Origin of the sequence: Bacteroides sp. GM023 (assembly GCF_014750685.1) — a bacterium.
Lineage (GTDB): Bacteria > Bacteroidota > Bacteroidia > Bacteroidales > Bacteroidaceae > Bacteroides.
The window spans coordinates 816,146-834,370 of sequence record NZ_JAAXGE010000003.1 but is presented as its reverse complement, the minus strand read 5'-3'; the positions used below and the strand labels follow the sequence as shown (position 1 = coordinate 834,370).

At 40.6% G+C, this 18,225-nt stretch carries 10 protein-coding genes, 2 pseudogenes and 1 riboswitch; of the genes and pseudogenes, 9 read left to right on the top strand and 3 right to left on the bottom strand.

What is annotated here, in order from left to right; translation table 11 throughout:
• Nucleotides 1-347: 347 nt before the first annotated feature.
• On the bottom strand, nucleotides 348-1,871 hold the full coding sequence (locus HC965_RS10110) for a TlpA disulfide reductase family protein (protein ID WP_191031359.1): 1,524 nt from the start codon (nucleotides 1,869-1,871) through the stop codon (nucleotides 348-350).
• 153 nt (nucleotides 1,872-2,024) lie between these two features.
• Here HC965_RS10110 and HC965_RS10105 point away from each other — a divergent pair, with 153 nt between their 5' ends.
• The 4 genes from HC965_RS10105 to HC965_RS10090 all read left to right on the top strand — a co-directional run bounded on the left by HC965_RS10105 (nucleotide 2,025) and on the right by HC965_RS10090 (nucleotide 10,405).
• Nucleotides 2,025-5,303: a glycoside hydrolase family 2 TIM barrel-domain containing protein gene (locus HC965_RS10105; RefSeq protein ID WP_191031358.1), complete on the top strand. Its 3,279-nt coding sequence runs from the start codon at nucleotides 2,025-2,027 to the stop codon at nucleotides 5,301-5,303.
• Between the two features lie 52 nt (nucleotides 5,304-5,355).
• A complete protein-coding gene (locus tag HC965_RS10100) occupies nucleotides 5,356-8,205 on the top strand; it encodes a glycoside hydrolase family 2 TIM barrel-domain containing protein (RefSeq protein WP_191031357.1) in 2,850 nt (949 codons plus the stop codon).
• 149 nt (nucleotides 8,206-8,354) lie between these two features.
• The gene (locus HC965_RS10095; protein ID WP_191031356.1) at nucleotides 8,355-9,041 is read left to right on the top strand and encodes a response regulator transcription factor; all 687 of its coding nucleotides are present in this window, start codon (nucleotides 8,355-8,357) and stop codon (nucleotides 9,039-9,041) included.
• Nucleotides 9,038-10,405 carry a HAMP domain-containing sensor histidine kinase gene (locus tag HC965_RS10090; RefSeq protein WP_191031355.1) on the top strand — a complete coding sequence of 456 codons (1,368 nt, stop codon included), beginning with the start codon at nucleotides 9,038-9,040 and terminating at the stop codon, nucleotides 10,403-10,405. Before HC965_RS10095 ends, HC965_RS10090 begins: the two co-directional genes overlap by 4 nt.
• Nucleotides 10,406-10,496: 91 nt before the next feature.
• Here HC965_RS10090 and HC965_RS10085 read toward each other — a convergent pair whose 3' ends face one another.
• Together HC965_RS10085 and HC965_RS10080 are read right to left on the bottom strand one after the other, a co-directional pair.
• Nucleotides 10,497-11,546: a ribonucleotide-diphosphate reductase subunit beta gene (locus HC965_RS10085; protein WP_191031354.1), complete on the bottom strand. Its 1,050-nt coding sequence runs from the start codon at nucleotides 11,544-11,546 to the stop codon at nucleotides 10,497-10,499.
• Nucleotides 11,547-11,573: 27 nt separating this feature from the next.
• Complete coding sequence (locus tag HC965_RS10080; protein ID WP_191031353.1) at nucleotides 11,574-14,093, bottom strand: ribonucleoside-diphosphate reductase subunit alpha; 2,520 nt, start codon at nucleotides 14,091-14,093, stop codon at nucleotides 11,574-11,576.
• 61 nt (nucleotides 14,094-14,154) lie between these two features.
• Nucleotides 14,155-14,358: riboswitch (cobalamin riboswitch) on the bottom strand.
• A gap of 167 nt (nucleotides 14,359-14,525) precedes the next feature.
• Here HC965_RS10080 and HC965_RS10075 point away from each other — a divergent pair.
• The 5 genes and pseudogenes from HC965_RS10075 to HC965_RS10055 all read left to right on the top strand — a co-directional run bounded on the left by HC965_RS10075 (nucleotide 14,526) and on the right by HC965_RS10055 (nucleotide 17,947).
• Nucleotides 14,526-16,052: a TlpA disulfide reductase family protein gene (locus HC965_RS10075; protein WP_191031352.1), complete on the top strand. Its 1,527-nt coding sequence runs from the start codon at nucleotides 14,526-14,528 to the stop codon at nucleotides 16,050-16,052.
• A gap of 4 nt (nucleotides 16,053-16,056) precedes the next feature.
• A pseudogene (locus HC965_RS26800) lies at nucleotides 16,057-16,212 on the top strand (type II toxin-antitoxin system RelE/ParE family toxin); the annotation flags it as partial.
• Nucleotides 16,184-16,486 carry a helix-turn-helix transcriptional regulator gene (locus tag HC965_RS10065; RefSeq protein ID WP_191031351.1) on the top strand — a complete coding sequence of 101 codons (303 nt, stop codon included), beginning with the start codon at nucleotides 16,184-16,186 and terminating at the stop codon, nucleotides 16,484-16,486. The pseudogene HC965_RS26800 and the gene HC965_RS10065, both read left to right, overlap by 29 nt.
• Before the next feature lie 278 nt (nucleotides 16,487-16,764).
• A pseudogene (locus HC965_RS10060) lies at nucleotides 16,765-16,992 on the top strand (mobilization protein); the annotation flags it as partial.
• Nucleotides 16,993-17,125: 133 nt separating this feature from the next.
• Entirely contained in the window at nucleotides 17,126-17,947 is an 822-nt protein-coding gene (locus HC965_RS10055; protein ID WP_191031349.1) for an MBL fold metallo-hydrolase, read from the top strand.
• The last annotated feature ends 278 nt before the right edge of the window (nucleotides 17,948-18,225 follow it).

Sequence of the window (18,225 nt, the reverse complement as noted above, 5' to 3'; positions counted from 1 at the left end):
AAAATGTAAAAATATGCTATGTACTGATGGGCGTCTTAGAATATACATTCTTTTCGATTTGCAGAGAAAACATATGTGATTACCAAGATAGGTATGTGTTGTTTTAAGAGGTTGATATTCAATTGAATGCAAATCCTGTTTTTGGTTTAAAACCAACAGGTCGTTCCTTTAAAAGGAACGACCTGTTTCTCACCGAGGAACACTCTGTTCCTTTTAAAGAAACGGAAGGCTCCTCAAAAACCAGTTTTTTTAATGGGTTACTGCTCTCATAATTTAGTGTTTTATTTATTACCATTCAAAACATATGAGAGTCGTTTTGTTCTTATTATTAACTTTTCTATTTTCCTTTATTTAGTGAGTTTTACTCCATTTATCTGCCAATCATTTTTGTTCTGACCTTCAATGATATTAAATGTCTTTGTTTGAGTAGATAAGGGTTCAAATAGTAGAGAAAATTCGGCTTCTCCACTCTCGGGTAGAAAGAAGTGTTCACCGGGCTTGATTCCATCAGCTCTTTTTAAGGCATAGGATGTCCCTTTTTCATCTACTAATTTAATATTCGGACTAACCTGTATCCAATATTTTGGAATGTAGAAAGCTTTCAAACGAAGAACCGTAGCTGTGTCTGTCAGTTCCACCTGTTTTATCTCGACAATATCGGTATTCGTAAACTCCGCCACCGGATAATTCACAATTTTCGTATTGCCTTGCAGAATGATACTTGTTTCATGCTTGGGCGCATCCAAATATCTACGCATCTTTAGTTTCAAGCTGCCTTTACCATATCCCGACCACATTTTCATAACTTTGCCTTCCGGAGAAATAAGAACGTAGTTAGGGATACCGCGAACACCATATTTAGCATATAATCCGGCGCTTTGTTTCAAGTCGCTTAAATTTTGCCAAGTCATTTCATGTTGTGCTGAAGCAGTTGTCCATCGGCTTTTAGTATCCGAGCTAAGGCTGACAATCGTAAGACGATCTTTGTATTGTTCTTGAATTTCCTTCATTTCGGGTAATGCCATAATACAAGGGCCACAACCACTACTCCAAAAGTCGAGTAATATATAATTTCCTTTGAAATCTGCCAAATGATGAAGTTTTCCGTTCAAATCAAAAAGGTCGGTATCTGCCATATCATCTCCTTCTTTAACTACTGTAGGCGGAAAGAGGTTTACTGTTATTTCCTGTCCTTGAATAGAGGACTTCTGCTCATCGCTCAATCTGTTATACAAAGCTATTGTTTCTTCCTTATAAGAGAATTTCGGATTATATTTTGCAGATATACTTAGTCTTCCCAACTTTTCCATCCAAATAGTAGAAACAGGCAGTTCTTGCATTAATTTTAATTCCCGACTACTGATTATGTTTGATATACTGTTTCTTTTTGCACGGATTGCCTTTCGTTCTGCTTCCGGAGCGGAGCGCATTCCTTTTTCTTTAATAGCCAATCGTTGGTATTCATCCCATAAATCACGTGAAACATCTATGAAACGATTATACTCCTGCTGCTCTTTTACCGGACTATCTACTTTCCAGGTATATATTAAGGTATTTGTGCCGGTCACTTTTATATTAGCATTGGGGGCTGCATAAATAGACAACGACATAGAGGGAAAATCTGCATCACGCGTACACATAAGAGATAATCGGTCCAAACCACTTTCTCCTGCATTCCTTTTGAAATGGAATGTGCCATTGCGTATACTATCCGTGGCAACTGTACTTCCCACATTGCCATCGAGCAGAAATAACGAAACAAGAGTTCCGTCTTTTACTCCTTCCACGTGACCTTCGATAGTATATTCCTGTTGTGCTTGCATAGCGAGACAGCTTAATAAAAGAAGGCTGCTGAATAGTCGTTTTTTCATAATATTATTTTTAGAATTAGAAATGGTTCGCAAGGTAAAGTTTTTCTTTAAGGGGTGCACTAATCTTTATTATTCTTTAATATTTTCGTAAAAGAAAAGGGTACAAAATCTTGCTTTATCCGTCTTCTTGATATGAAGTAAAAAGCACGAAGAATGAAAATATATACTTTACTACTTGGAGTACTACTTCCCGGCTCAATATCAGCACAAACTGTTCATGACTGGGAAAATCATCATGTTCTCCAAATCAACCGTGAGCCGGCAAGAGCTGCTTTCGTACCTTACTCTGTAGAGAAAGGCGATTGTTCCATGAGTTTGGATGGAACCTGGAAGTTCCGGTGGACTCCTGTTCCCGAACAAAGAATCGTTGATTTCTATCAGAAGAATTTTGATGATAAAGGCTGGACTGATTTTGAAGTACCTGCAAACTGGGAAGTGAACGGATATGGCACACCTATTTATGTATCAGCTGGTTATCCGTTTAAGATAGACCCGCCTAGAGTGATGGGAGAGCCGAAAGCTGACTATACTACGTACAAAGAGAGAAATCCCGTAGGGCAATATCGCCGCACGTTTATTCTGCCTGCCGGATGGGAAACTGAAGGACAAGTCTTTCTTCGCTTTGAGGGCGTAATGAGCGCTTTTTATGTTTGGATAAATGGTGAACGGGTAGGATATAGCCAGGGAAGCATGGAGCCTAGCGAGTTTAATGCCACTAAGTATCTACAATCCGGCACGAATCAGATTTCATTGGAAGTGTACAGGTATAGCGATGGTTCTTATTTGGAAGACCAGGACTTTTGGCGTTTTGGGGGAATTCATCGCAGTATCCATCTGATACATACACCGGATATTCGTATCCGTGATTATACAGTGCGTACTCTTCCCGCATCAACAAATGATTATCAAGACTTCATTTTACAGATAGACCCGCAGTTCAGCGTATATAAAGGAATGACCGGCAAAGGTTATACTCTACAAGGAGTGTTGAAGGATGCTTCAGGCAAGGAAGTCATCACATTGAAAGGGGATGTAGAAGATATTCTCGATTTGGAACATAAGGCTAGCCGAATGAACGAATGGTATCCGCAACGCGGTCCCCGGAAAATGGGACGTATGAGTGCTCTGATAAAATCCCCGATGAGATGGACAGCGGAAACTCCCTATTTGTATAAACTACATTTGACATTGTTGAGCGATGATGGAAAAGTGATAGAGCAAATAGAACAGGCAGTGGGCTTCCGTTCTGTAGAAATAAAAAGAGGACAGTTGTTAGTTAATGGGAATCCGGTGTGTTTTCGTGGGGTGAACCGCCACGAACATGACCCTCGGACGGCACGCGTCATGAGTGAGGAACGAATGCTGCAGGATATTCTTTTAATGAAGCAGGCTAATATAAATGCGGTACGTACGAGCCATTATCCGAACGTAAGCCGTTGGTACGAACTATGCGATAGTTTAGGATTGTATGTGATGGACGAAGCGGATATTGAGGAGCATGGACTACGTGGTACATTGGCAAGCACTCCCGATTGGCATGCTGCATTTATGGATCGTGCGGTTCGCATGGCGGAACGTGATAAGAATTATCCATCCATCGTGATGTGGAGCATGGGAAACGAAAGTGGTTACGGACCAAACTTCGCTGCTATCTCCGCATGGTTGCATGATTTTGACTCGACTCGTCCTGTACATTACGAAGGTGCGCAGGGAGTAGACGGTAATCCTGACCCGAAGACCGTAGACGTTATCAGTCGCTTTTATACTCGTGTGAAACAGGAATACTTGAATCCTGGCATTGCAGAAGGAGAAGATAAAGAACGGGCGGAGAATGCACGTTGGGAACGTTTGTTGGAGATAGCGGAACGCACGAATGATGACCGTCCCGTTATGACAAGCGAATATGCGCACTCTATGGGGAATGCATTAGGTAATTTCAAGGAATATTGGGACGAGATATATAGTAATCCCCGTATGTTGGGTGGTTTTATATGGGACTGGGTAGACCAGGGAATCTATAAAACATTGCCTGATGGTCGTACAATGGTAGCTTACGGTGGTGACTTTGGCGATAAGCCGAATTTAAAAGCTTTTTGTTTTAATGGTTTGCTGATGAGCGATCGTGAAACTACGCCCAAGTATTGGGAAGTGAAGAAGGTATATGCACCGATTGAGTTGAAAATGGAAAATGGCAAATTGAGAGTGACAAACCGGAATCATCACATTGACTTATCTCAATATCGCTGTCTATGGACTGTATCAATTGATGGAAAGCAGAAAGAGCAGGGAGAACTTCTACTCCCTGAAATAGCTCCGGGGGAGAGTAACACAATAGATTTACCGACTTTCCGGTCATTGAAAGATAACTCCGCTTTAAATGGGAAAGGAAAGAGTAATCTCACGAAAACAGTATCTGATTGCCAACTGAAAGTAAGTCTTGTATTGAAATCCGACGCTCTTTGGGCGAAAGCCGGACATGAAGTGACATGGGAACAATTCTGCTTGCATAAGGGCGATTTACTATCTGCTGATTTAGTTAACAAGGGAGAGTTAAGGATAGAAGAAAATGATAAATATTTGTCAGTTAGCGGACGTGGATTTTCTGCTCAATGGAAGAAAACTGTGACAGGAAGTATGACTTCGCTCATTTACAATGGAAAAGAAATGCTGGCAAACTCTGAAGATTTTCCTATTCAACCCGTAACACAAGTTTTCCGTGCTCCGACGGATAATGATAAAAGTTTCGGAAACTGGTTGGCTAAAGACTGGAAACTGCACATGATGGATAATCCACAGGTCAGTCTTGAATCTTTCAGTCATGAAGTACGCGAAGACGGGGCAGTGATGGTACGGATTCAAACGAATAATTTATATAAGGAAGGTAAAGTCACGACAACTTCTGTCTATACTATATCTTCCGATGGAATAATAGACTTGAAAACCACATTCTTGCCACAAGGAGTACTTCCTGAACTACCGCGTTTAGGAATTGCATTCAGTCTGGCACCTGCTTATAATACGTTTACCTGGTATGGCAGAGGCCCGCAGGATAACTATCCCGACCGTAAGACATCCACTGCCATAGGACTTTGGAAAGGAACAGTAGCGGAACAATATGTGCACTATCCGCGTCCACAAGATAGTGGAAACAAAGAAGAAGTACAATCTCTTACTTTGACCGATAAGCAAAATAAAGGTATCCGTGTCGATGCGGTAGAGAACACGTTTTCTGCGTCTGCCTTACACTATACGGCATCAGATTTATACAAAGAGACTCATGATTGTGATTTAAAACCACGGGCGGAAGTTATCCTGAGTATGGATGCTGCTGTGCTCGGACTGGGAAACAGCAGTTGCGGACCGGGCGTACTGAAGAAATATGCAATAGAGAAGAAGGAACACACTCTGCATATACGTATAAGTAAACGATGATAAATGAGCAAATAATAATAAATAAGCAAATAACACAATAATAAAAGTAACAATGAAAAAAGTAACCACTTTATTATCAACCTTAGCATTGGCAACTACCCTGGCTGCCCAAAATCTCCCACAGACGGAAAGGCAATATCTTTCCGGCCACGGCTGTGATGACATGGTAGAATGGGACTTCTTCTGTACTGACGGACGCAACTCCGGCAAATGGACGAAGATAGGTGTACCATCCTGTTGGGAGTTGCAGGGCTTCGGTACTTATCAGTATGGAATCACCTTTTATGGAAAACCCTTTCCCGAAGGCATTGCCGATGAAAAGGGTATGTATAAGTATGAATTTGAAGTACCGGAGAAATTTCGAGGACAACAGGTAAATCTTGTATTCGAAGCTTCCATGACAGATACGGAAGTCAAAGTGAACGGACGCAAAGTCGGTTCAAAACACCAGGGGGCTTTCTACCGTTTCTCATATAACGTCACCGATTTCCTGAAATATGGAAAAAAGAACGTACTGGAAGTCACCGTAGCGAAAGAAAGCGAAAATGCCAGTGTGAACCTTGCCGAACGTCGTGCCGATTACTGGAACTTCGGCGGTATCTTCCGTCCGGTATTTCTTGAAGTGAAGCCCGCTATCAATCTGCGGCATATCGCCATTGACGCACAAATGGACGGTTCTTTCCGTGCTAACTGCTACACGAATATTTCAAACGACGGAATGAGTATCCGCACGCAGATTTTGGATAATAAAGGCAAGAAGTTGGCAGAAACAACTGTACCCGTAAAGACCGGTGGAGACTGGACTTCTTTACAACTGAATGTTTCCAATCCTGCCTTGTGGACTGCTGAAACTCCGAATCTTTATAAAGCACAATTCTCTCTGCTGGATAAAAACGGTAAAGTTCTGCATAACGAAACGGAAAACTTCGGTTTCCGCACGATTGAAGTGCGCGAAAGTGACGGGCTGTATGTAAATGGAATACGTATCAATGTACGTGGTGTCAATCGTCATAGTTTCCGTCCCGAAAGTGGCCGCACATTGAGCAAAGCAAAGAATATAGAAGATGTCCTTCTGATGAAGGGTATGAATATGAACTCCGTTCGTCTGAGCCATTATCCTGCCGACCCGGAATTCCTGGAAGCCTGCGATTCATTGGGACTTTATGTAATGGACGAATTGGGTGGCTGGCACGGCAAATATGATACCCCGACAGGAGTACGCCTGATAGAAGGAATGATAGAACGTGATGTGAATCATCCGTCCATAATTTGGTGGAGCAATGGCAACGAAAAAGGATGGAATACCGAATTGGATGGAGAATTCCATAAATACGACCCACAGAAACGTCCGGTGATTCATCCGCAGGGTAATTTCTCCGGTTTTGAAACGATGCATTATCGTTCTTACGGAGAAAGTCAGAACTATATGCGTCTACCGGAAATCTTTATGCCGACGGAATTTCTGCATGGTCTGTATGATGGCGGTCATGGTGCCGGATTGTATGACTATTGGGAAATGATGCGCAAACACCCCCGTTGCATCGGTGGTTTCCTTTGGGTATTGGCAGACGAAGGAGTGAAGCGTGTGGATATGGACGGATTCATTGATAATCAGGGAAACTTTGGCGCAGACGGTATTGTAGGACCACATCACGAAAAGGAAGGTAGTTACTATACTATCAAGCAGTTATGGAGTCCGATACAAATAATAAATACTTCCATCGACAAACAATTTGACGGTAAGTTTACCGTAGAAAACCGTTATGATTATCTGAATCTGAATACTTGCCGTTTCGTTTGGAAACAGGTAAAATTCCCTTTGGCGACAGATGCCGCCAGTGCTACTGCTAAAGTATTGAAAGAAGGTGAAATGCAGGGAAGTGACTTGGCACCTCATTCAACAGGTACATTGGATATTAAAACAACTATTCTTCCGAATGTGGATGCACTCTTCCTGACAGCGATTGATAAATATGGGCATGAACTTTGGCGTTGGACTTTCCCGGTGAATAAACTGAACCAACAAACAGAGCAATACTCTCCATTATCCAGCCGTCCTGCCTATACAGAAACAGAAAACGACCTTACAGTAAAAGCCAATAAGCGTACTTTCGTATTCTCAAAGAAAGACGGACAGCTTAAAGGTGTATCTGTAGATAATCGTAAGATTAGTTTCGCCAATGGTCCCCGTTTTATTGGAGCCCGTCGTGCAGACCGTTCATTAGACCAGTTCTACAATCACGATGATGAGAAAGCAAAAGAAAAAGACCGCACGTACAGCGAATTTCCCGATGCAGCCGTATTTACCAAGCTTGATGTAAAGGAAGACGGTGGAAACCTAATTATCACAGCTAATTATAAATTAGGAAACTTGGATAAAGCCCAGTGGACAATCAACCCGAGCGGAATTGTTACTCTCGACTATACTTATAACTTCTCCGGCGTAGTAGACCTGATGGGAATCTGTTTCGACTATCCTGAAGAACAAGTAATCAGCAAACGCTGGTTAGGAGCGGGTCCTTATCGTGTATGGCAAAACCGTATTCATGGTACACAATATGATATTTGGGAAAATGACTATAATGACCCCATCCCGGGTGAAACCTTTACTTATCCTGAGTTTAAAGGTTACTTCGGAGATGTTTCCTGGATGAATATCCGCACGAAAGAGGGTACAATCAGCCTGACGAATGAAACACCCGATGCTTATATCGGAGTATATCAACCGCGTGACGGCCGTGACCGTTTGCTTTATACACTTCCCGAAAGTGGTATCTCCGTACTGAATGTGATTCCACCGGTTCGTAATAAAGTAAATTCGACAGACTTATGCGGGCCATCTTCACAACCCAAATGGGTAGACGGTACGCAGACCGGACGCATTGTTTTCCGGTTTGAATAACTACAAAGAAGTCAGATTTAAAATACAAATCATGGAATATGCCAAGAGAGGATTATCTATCCTCTTTTGGCATATTTTTTATAATCTCTGTTGCCTTTAGCCGGTTTTTATTACTTTTGTCCGTATATCACTATCATACGTTATTGCCTATGTACAAGATACTAATCATAGAAGACGAGTCCCGGGTTGCCAGTTTGTTGCAGAATGGATTGGAAGAGAATAGTTATCAGACAATGGTAGCTTATGACGGATTAATGGGGCTACGACTATTTCAGGCGCATTCATTTGATTTGGTAATATCTGATGTCGTACTGCCTAAAATGGACGGATTCGAACTTTGCAAGGAAATACGCAAATTGAACCCTCACATTCCTATATTAATGCTGACAGCCTTAGGAACGACAGATGATAAACTGGACGGATTTGATGCGGGTGCAGATGACTATATGGTGAAACCATTCGATTTCAGAGAATTGAATGCCCGGCTCAAGGTCTTGCTTAAACGGGGAAATGGAAATACGCAGGATTTGCCGCAAGAATTGGTTTATGCGGATTTACACATCGACCTGCAGAAAAAGAACGCGGAACGGAATGGTATTCCTGTCAAACTGTCTCCAAAGGAATATAACCTCTTGCTTTACATGGTTGAAAATGCCGATAGAGTATTGAGCCGGGTAGAGATCGCCGAGAAGGTATGGAATACCCATTTTGATACGGGAACGAATTTTATTGATGTATATATCAATTATCTCCGCAAGAAGATAGATAGAGATTTTGAACCTAAGCTCATTCATACCAAAGCGGGTATGGGCTTTATCCTGACCGATAAATTATGAAAATCAGGACGACACTAACCTTGCAGTATGCCGGACTTACCGCAGCGGTATTTCTTGTATTTGTTATTGCTGTATATTATGTCAGCGAACATTCACGTAGTAATGCCTTCTTCCGCAATTTACAGAGTGAAGCGATAACCAAAGCCCATCTGTTCCTTAATAATCAGGTAGATGCTGAGACAATGCAATCCATCTATCTCAATAATCAGAAGTTTATCAATGAAGTAGAAGTAGCGGTCTATACGACCGATTTTCACATCTTGTATCATGACGCACTTCAAAATGATATAATCAAGGAAACACCGGAAATGGTGAAACGCATTTTGAGACGGAAGAATATCAGCTTCTATGTCGGCGAGTATCAGGCAGTAGGACTTGTATATTCTTTTGAGGGAAAAGACTATATTGTGACCGCCGCTGCTTACGATGGCTACGGTTATGCCAACCGGGAAGCACTAAGGAATATGCTTATCCTTTTATTTATCGGAGGATTATCAGTATTGGTGATAGTGGGCTATATCTTATCCCGAAGCACCTTGAAACCGATACGCAGCATAGTGAAAGAAGCGGAAAAGATAACCGCGTCACGCATTAATAAAAGACTGCCGGTAAAAAACGAACAAGACGAGCTGGGAGAACTGTGTATCACATTCAACGCTTTGTTAGAACGTTTGGAACAATCCTTTAATTCGCAAAAAATGTTTGTAAGCAATGTCTCTCACGAATTACGCACACCGATGGCCGCCCTTACGGCAGAATTAGATTTAGCATTACTCAAAGATCGTACACCGGAACAATATCAGGCTGCTATCAGTAATGCATTGCAAGACTCACATCGTATTGTAAAACTGATTGACGGGCTATTGAATTTAGCTAAGGCCGATTACCAATCGGAACAGATTAAAATGGAAGAAGTGCGTTTGGATGAATTGTTACTGGATGCCCGGGAATTAGTATTGAAAGCCCATTCCGATTATCATATAGAACTGATATTTGAGCAGGAAGCCGAAGATGATAATGTCCTGACAGTCATTGGAAATAGTTATTTGCTGACAACGGCTTTTCTGAATTTACTGGAGAATAACTGCAAATATTCTTCCAATCAGACATCGCGTGTCCTGATTTCGTACAAGGAGCAATGGGCGGTTATTCAATTATCTGATAACGGCGTCGGAATGTCTGATAAAGACAAAGAAAACCTGTTTCAACTATTCTATCGTGGAGAAAATAAGGATATAGCTCCCGGATATGGAATAGGTATGACCTTGACTCAGAAAATCATTCATCTGCATAAAGGAGAACTGGCAGTAACTTCCAGGCAGGGGGAAGGTACTACTTTTGTAGTACAACTTCCTCATATCTGAATCTCCCGGATAAGCGAAAAGAAAAGCCTGTAAATAGCGGATTGTTATGTTACAGGCTTTTTACTATTATTATTTAAGCTGAATAAAAAGATTATAAATCATCTTCGAGAGCTGTACTCTTGGCATAAGCCGTACTTTTAGCCTCGAAGAAGTCTGTTTTCACCATATTGGCATTTGAATACTGAGATACCCAATGCATGCTTTCCGGTTCTTTCCGGTTATCTTCATACAAGAAACCATATCCTAAACTACTCCAACGAAGATTCCCCAAATAGTGGATGTAGTCAGCAATCATTTGCTGGTTGAGTCCTTGAATATGATTACCTATTACATATTGTCCCCATGCTACTTCCTGTTCCACTCCTTCACGCATCATCCCTTCATATACTTTCACCTTATCAGGGGTAAACAGTTCGGGTTCTTCTTTCTTCAGTTCCAGGATAATATTACGGAATAACCAAAGATGCGTATTTTCATCCCGGTTGATATAACGTATTTCCTGTGCCGAACCGGACATCTTTCCATTACGGCTCAGATTATAGAAGAACATGAAACCACTGTAAAAGTAGATACCTTCGAGGATATAATTCGCAATCAATGTTTTCATCAGCGTATATCCGTTCTGACTTTCCTGAAACTCATTATAGCAATTGCCGATAAACGTATTTCTTTTCAATAAATGTTCGTCTGTTTTCCATTGATAGAGAATTTCATTTCTTTTCTCAGGGCTACAGATAGTATCGAGCATATAGCTGTAACTTTGACTGTGAACACACTCTTGAAAAGCCTGTATATGCAGACAGAGATTAACCTCATTGGCGGTTATATATTCGCTAATAGTCGGCAGATTATTGCTTTGAAGAGAATCCAGAAATACAAGGAAACTCAGAATTTTGTCGTAAGCAGTCCGTTCTACCTGGTCCAGCCGTGGATAGTCTTTGACATCCTGTGTCAGGTTGATTTCTTCCGGTATCCAAAAGTTATTCATGGCCTGGCGATACCAGTCGCTTACCCATTTATATCGCATATTATTAAAATCATTCAGATTCGTTGTATTCCCGCCAATCATTTTCCTGAGACGGGTTTCCGTATCGCCCGAAGGATTGAATAAGGCGTTTCGCTTTAGCTTTTTTGTTTCCATTTGTTCTTATATATTTTTAGTTCTTTATTAGGATGCGCAACTTTCACACTCTTCTACTTCCAATGATTTACTACGGACATAATAAACGGTTTTTACTCCACATTCCCATGCCAATATATAGAGATTGAGCACCTGTTTCATGGTGTAATCATTGGTGATATAGAGATTCAGGCTTTGTGACTGGTCAAGATGAAGCTGACGAATACCGGCAGCGCGAATACTCCATGTCTGGTCAATCAGATAAGCCCCTTTGTATATCCAATAAGTCTTGTCAGATAATGCCGGTGCTACTCGTGGGAGCATGGCACCCTTTTTTTCTTCCAGAAAGAAACGCTTCATTACCGGGTCGGTGCCGGCTGTAGTTCCGGCGATAATGCTTGTACTACTTGTCGGAGCAATAGCCAGCAAATAAGCATTTCGCATACCATAATTGGCTACTTTTTCCGAAAGATTCTTCCATGCGGATGAAACATATCCGCGCTTGGTAAAGTAATCTCCGGTCTGCCAGTCGCTTCCTTCAAAGTAAGCATACTTTCCTTTTTCTTTTGCCAATTCGGCGCTAGCTTCGATAGCCGCATAATTGATGCGCTCGAACACCTTATCCATAAAGTTCAGATGTTCCTCGCTTTCCCAGCGGATTCCGCGTATAGCGAGTGCATGATGATAGCCACTTACTCCAAGTCCGATGCTGCGATAGCGATGATTAGTGATTTGGGCATACGGAATAGGATAGAAGTTCAGGTCAATAACATTGTCAAGTGCACGAACTACTGTTGCCACCTTTTCTTTCATCGACTCTTCATCTTCCAAAGGCAGATGTCCGAGAGAAAGACTGGCAAGATTGCATACAACGAAATCTCCGGGACGCACTGTCTTTACTACTATCGTATCGCCGTCCTCTGTTTTAACTTCAGTGGAAACGGATTCAATGGCCGACATATTTTGTGCTATCTCCGTACAGAGATTGGAACAATAGATAATTCCCTGGTGAGCATTCGGGTTGGCACGATTCACTATGTCCCGGTTGAATGTGAAAGGAGTACCCGTTTCTACAGCCGACCTTAATACCAGTCTGACTATATCTTTAATGCTGATAGTTCTCCTGGAAAGACGCGGGTCATTCACGCAATCCCAATATCTCTTTTCCCATTCTTCCCCGTAATAATCTTCCAGGCAATATCCCTTGATGGTCATAATCTCATTGGGACAGAACAAATACCATAGTTTATTTAAATCTTCCTTAGCCATCTGCCAAAATAAGTCAGGATAGCATACGGAAGGAAATATATCATGCGCTTTCATCCGGTCATCCCCATTATTGGTACGAAGTTGAAGAAACTCGGGTAAATCTTTGTGCCAAACATCCAAATATACGGCAACTGCCCCTTGACGCATTCCCAACTGGTCGACGGCTACGGCAGTGTCATTCACGAGCTTCATCCATCGGATTACTCCACCTGCAACGCCTTTGAAACCTCGTATGTTTCCACCCGCGGCACGTACCTTTCCGAAATACATTCCCATACCACCGCCAAACTTGCTGACCATAGCAAAATTATCTATACTCCGATAAATGCCTTCCAAACTGTCAGGCACCGTATCAATAAAGCAACTGGAAAGTTGATGATAAGGCTTGCGGGCATTGGAAAGGGTAGGAGTTGCCATCGTTACTTCCAGTTTACTTAATAAGTCATAGAACTTTCTTACCCATTGCAACCGGTCGTGTGTCTCCGACATAGCCAGATGCAAAGCTATTCCTAAATACATTTCCTGTACTGATTCCATGGGTTCATGTGAATGAGTACGAATCAGGTAACGTTTGGAAAGCAAGTCAAGTCCCGAATAATTAAATAGTTTATCCCTTTCCGAACAGATAAATTCCGCAGCTTCTTCTATTTCCTGTTGTGAATAAGAATCCAGGATATAGCTGCCATATAAACCTTCATTCGTCAGATAACGCAGTTTTTCATAAAATGAATGTATACCTGATATTTTAGCTTGCTTTTCCTGCTTTTCTGTCAGTTGAAAGTTGAGTAACCGTGCGGCTATAAACTCCCAGTCCGGTGCTTCCTGTGTGGTCAGTTCTACGGCAGCCTTGATAAGTGCCGACAAGCGTTCGTCTGACGACATTTCCGGTTTGCAGAAACTTGAAAACTTTTCCGCCAACACAGTCAGACTATATTCATTACGGATAAAGTCTTTCTGTATTTCTTTTAGCACATCCATCATTTGCGGATTACTCGTTCCTGTGGTAATATCATTGAGAGCTTTTCTGCGCTCCGTGCGTTGCCAGCGATAGAGAATGTAGTTTTTGGCTTCTGCATAAAAGCCATGCTCCATCAGGCAGCGTTCCACTTCATCCTGTATCCGCTCCACATTGCAGTTTGCACTATTACTATGCACAAACTGTTCTACTTCATTTACCATTTGCTGAATGGTTTCTTCTATTATTTCCTGGCCTGTACTGGCGAAGCTTTTTTTAATTGCAACGGCAATTTTCTCCCTGTTATAGGATTCCGTCGTCCCATTTCTTTTGGTTATTTGCATGAGAAGTTTATAAAATATGTTGTTGTATAGTTTCGAGCTGTATCCCTAATCCCACGAGTAGAAACAGTCTTTAATGAATGGCAGGTCTTCTGACTTACTCCCTTCCTGATTCCTTCCCGGCCTACAATTCACAGCCAGTGGCTAAAGTCTTTATCAGAAAGTTATGAAGATTCACAGCAGCGGGACTGTCCGGGATTTACACCCGATTCCCTTTTAATCCGAAATAACCGAAAGGTTATCCGAAACCGATTCGAAAACAAAGATAATAAAATTTGTAATTAATACAATATTGTTTTTGTTTTATCTAATAACATTTTGCATTATCTGTTAGTTTTGTCATAAAGGTTTATTTAACAGGGCACAATGTAAAATGCTGAATTTAATAACTATATTCGCAAAATAAGTATTCACTAAACACAAATAACACCCAAAATGAAAAAGAAGCACTGTCTATTCGTTTTTTTGCCGATATTTATATTGTTTGTTGGTTGCCAGCAAAAAGCACAAAGTAACTTTCAGCCGGATACATCCAGCCAAACAGAAATCTTTTATGATTTTCCGGAAGAATATGCTGAAGAAATAACTATCACAGGTAAAGTCTTGAATCGGGAATTTTATCCGCAAGAAAAGGAACTTACACTTATTATTCCATTTTTCAGCGGCATGGAGAATCAGTACCGTACCCCCATTCAAGAGGATGGTTCTTTCTATTTCACTTTTCCTGTTTTCGCTAAGATACGGGAGGTTTCTATTCGTAACTATGCAGAGCACTTGTATGTGCATCCGGGGGACAGTATCCATATAGAGATTGATTTCAAGGATATGTTTCATCCTAAAGTGACGGGTGATGCGGAAAAATTGAATCAGGAAATATTGGCTTTTACAGAGAGCGGATATTATTATATGCGTGACTATGGTATCATGCATGATTTGAGTGTCGAAGATTTTGAAGCAGAGTTAAAGAAAGAATATAAAACACGTTTAGAACGCAGGGCTGAATATTTGCGGAAATACAAACCTATGCCGGATGTCGTCATGTTCACAGAGGAATTATTGAAACAGGATTATTATTGCACTATCCTTATTTATGCGACCCAATGTCAATATCGGACAAGAAAAGAGTTCGCACGATATCACGCACTATTACCCGAAATCAATAAACTTTATAAAACAGGAATATTATCAGCTCGTTTATTTGATATAGCGGATTGGATAGAAAATTATATTCCTACAGGAATGATTCTTAAAAACAAAGAGCACCCAACAATAGATGATATTATGTCCGAAATAGGAGAAAATGAGTTAAATCAATATCTATATGCTAAAGTTACAGCTAATAGCCTCGAAGCTAATGATACAATTTCTCTCTCAAAGAAGCGTTCGCAGTTTGACTCAATCGTAAAAATGCCTCATTTACAGGGACAAATAGCACAGATGTACAGGCAAACTAAAGCGTTTTTGGAGAATCCACAGTCTGTTTCCGACAATTTATTGTATGGTAAATATAACGAAAATTCAAATATGTCCAGTCCGGTATCGTACATGGAGAGCATATATAAAATACTTGAAGAAAACCGGGGAAAAGTTATTTATCTCGATTTTTGGGCTACAACTTGTCCGCCTTGTTTGGCAGAGATGGAACCCTTGAAGAAGCTACGTACCAAATATTCAACGAAAGATTTGATTATTTATTCTATCTGTTCCGGTGGTAATGATACCAAAAAGCAATGGGAAATGTGCTTAGACAAATATTCGATGAGGAATCGTGATATAGAATGTGTTTATGCTGCTGATTATATTGGATTGGAGAATTATCAGAAGATTAAGAAACAACTCAATATTAATAAATTGCCATATTATATCTTGATTAATAGAAAAGGACAAGTCGTTGATTATGGTACTGCTGCTCGTCCAAGTAATCCGGGACTGTTACGGAGAATCGAGGAAATCGTAAAGTAATAAGATCTATCGGATTTTCTTTTGTTATGATGAGGGACGCATTGTTATATTATTCAATGGCTTTCAAAAGAAAACACAGAAAACCCCTGATAGAGAAATTGATAAAGCATTAAAACTAAAGAAAGAATATTATGAGCGAAAAAGAACTAAAGATGTTTGATGTCGATGCACAGTTGGATGCTGTGTTTGGCAAAGAAGGGACCCCGGAGCGTAAAGCTGCCGAAGATAGAGCTAATGCTTTCTTTACTGGACAGATAATTGAAGAGGCTAGGAAGAAAGCTAAGATGACACAAGCGGAACTTGCTGAAAAGATAGGGACAAATAAATCTTATATTTCTCGTGTTGAAACAGGGAAGACAGAACCTAAAGTTTCTACTTTCTATCGCATTGCTTCAGCATTAGGAATGACAGTTGAATTAACTCCAGCTATGTGATGCTTAAAATAAACACATAGCGGATTTGTAAATTAGAGCAAAGCGTAGCGAATTAGCTGAAACAGCGTTCGTTACGCTTTGTTTTTCTATTAGACAGAGCCAATGAAATGCTATTTCGAAGCCAAACGGTGCAGAAGTTCAGTTACCATCTCATTACCCCCGTAACGGGTGCAGTTTTTTTGCTAAGAGGTTATTTTACTGCGTTTTGCGGCGATTTGCATAGCTGTCGGTAACTTACTATAAACTAATTTTGTAACCCCCAAAGGAGTGAGTTATGCACCGCCCATATCGAACGTTTCATCATCCTGAAGAACGCCGCCCCGACACGAACGCACCTAAACCGAAAACTCGTTGCGTACCCCGACGGGATAAAATACCGTTCGGCAGCTATCGGGCGGAGATTGGAGGAAGCGGGGTTGACACGTAAAATCGGCAATAACCAAGTACGGGCAATCCGCATCAACGTGTCGGGAACACACAAGGACATGGAACGCATCGAAAGGGAGAACACAAACAGGAGGAGCAGGCGAAGAAGCTATAGCCATTTATTTCACTGAAAAACAATAAAAAAGAGCCACTCACTATCCAAATTGAGTAGCTCTTTTCGTATATTTGCAACACAAAATAAGTAAAAAAACAATGGAAATAAGCAACAATCAAATAATAATGCTGGGCACGGGAAATGCAATTGCAACCCAATGTTATAATACCTGTTTCATATTAAAAATGGCAAAAACTATGTTGCTTGTTGATGCTGGTGGTGGAAATGGTATATTGGTACAATTAGAAAAAGCAAAAATAAACATTTCGGATATACATGATATGTTTATAACACACGCGCATACAGACCATATTTTAGGGGCTGTGTGGATGGTAAGAACGGTTATACATCGAATGAAAGACAAAGAATATAAAGGTTCATTTACAGTTTATAGCCATGATAAAGTCTTAAAAGTGTTGGATTGGATTTGCCGTATGACATTACCTAAAATTGATTTATCTTATTTAGGTAAGTCTGTCTTTTTTCATGAATTGCAAGATAAAGATCTTTTCAATGTAGACAGCGCTGATTTCCAATGCTTTGATATATTGTCTACCAAAGAAAAGCAGTTTGGCTTTTGTACACAAATGCTTAATGGAACAAAGTTAGTTTGCTTGGGCGATGAACCCTATAATGAAGCTAACCGTCATTATGTAGAAGGTGCAGATTGGCTTTTGTGTGAAGCATTTTGCTTATATAAAGACCGTCATGTATTCAAACCATACGAAAAACACCATAGCACTGCATTGGAAGCTGGATTATTAGCTGAAAAATTAAACGTAAAGAATCTATTACTGTATCACACAGAAGATAAGACTCTAAGTACACGCAAAAAAAATTACATGGAAGAAGTTTTACTGAATTTCAAGGGGAAAGTGTTTGTTCCTGACGATTTGGAAGAGATTAATATAAACGAATAATAGTGGACGTTTCAATCATAAACACATGATTTTTAGTGATGGAGTTTGCTTCTAAAAAAGAATTATTGTACTTTTGTAAAAAGAAAGAGTTATTTGACAGCATAGCAACGCAAAACGCTAAAATTCGCACGGTTGCTAAATCGTTACCTCTATTTCTCAAATACTCCGCTAAAAGTTTATCCTTCAATCGGTTAAATCAAACCGATGAAAATCTAAAATAAAAAATGATATAGAATTATGATGATTCAGAAGAATATTTTGCTTTGAGAGAATTACAA

Coding starts and splice junctions, on each gene's coding strand:
- HC965_RS10080 (WP_191031353.1), bottom strand. CDS start 14,093: ATGCAAATAACCAAAAGAAATGGGACGACGGAATCCTATAACAGGGAG.
- HC965_RS10105 (WP_191031358.1), top strand. CDS start 2,025: ATGAAAATATATACTTTACTACTTGGAGTACTACTTCCCGGCTCAATA.
- HC965_RS10095 (WP_191031356.1), top strand. CDS start 8,355: ATGTACAAGATACTAATCATAGAAGACGAGTCCCGGGTTGCCAGTTTG.
- HC965_RS10055 (WP_191031349.1), top strand. CDS start 17,126: ATGGAAATAAGCAACAATCAAATAATAATGCTGGGCACGGGAAATGCA.
- HC965_RS10090 (WP_191031355.1), top strand. CDS start 9,038: ATGAAAATCAGGACGACACTAACCTTGCAGTATGCCGGACTTACCGCA.
- HC965_RS10075 (WP_191031352.1), top strand. CDS start 14,526: ATGAAAAAGAAGCACTGTCTATTCGTTTTTTTGCCGATATTTATATTG.
- HC965_RS10085 (WP_191031354.1), bottom strand. CDS start 11,546: ATGGAAACAAAAAAGCTAAAGCGAAACGCCTTATTCAATCCTTCGGGC.
- HC965_RS10110 (WP_191031359.1), bottom strand. CDS start 1,871: ATGAAAAAACGACTATTCAGCAGCCTTCTTTTATTAAGCTGTCTCGCT.
- HC965_RS10065 (WP_191031351.1), top strand. CDS start 16,184: ATGAGCGAAAAAGAACTAAAGATGTTTGATGTCGATGCACAGTTGGAT.
- HC965_RS10100 (WP_191031357.1), top strand. CDS start 5,356: ATGAAAAAAGTAACCACTTTATTATCAACCTTAGCATTGGCAACTACC.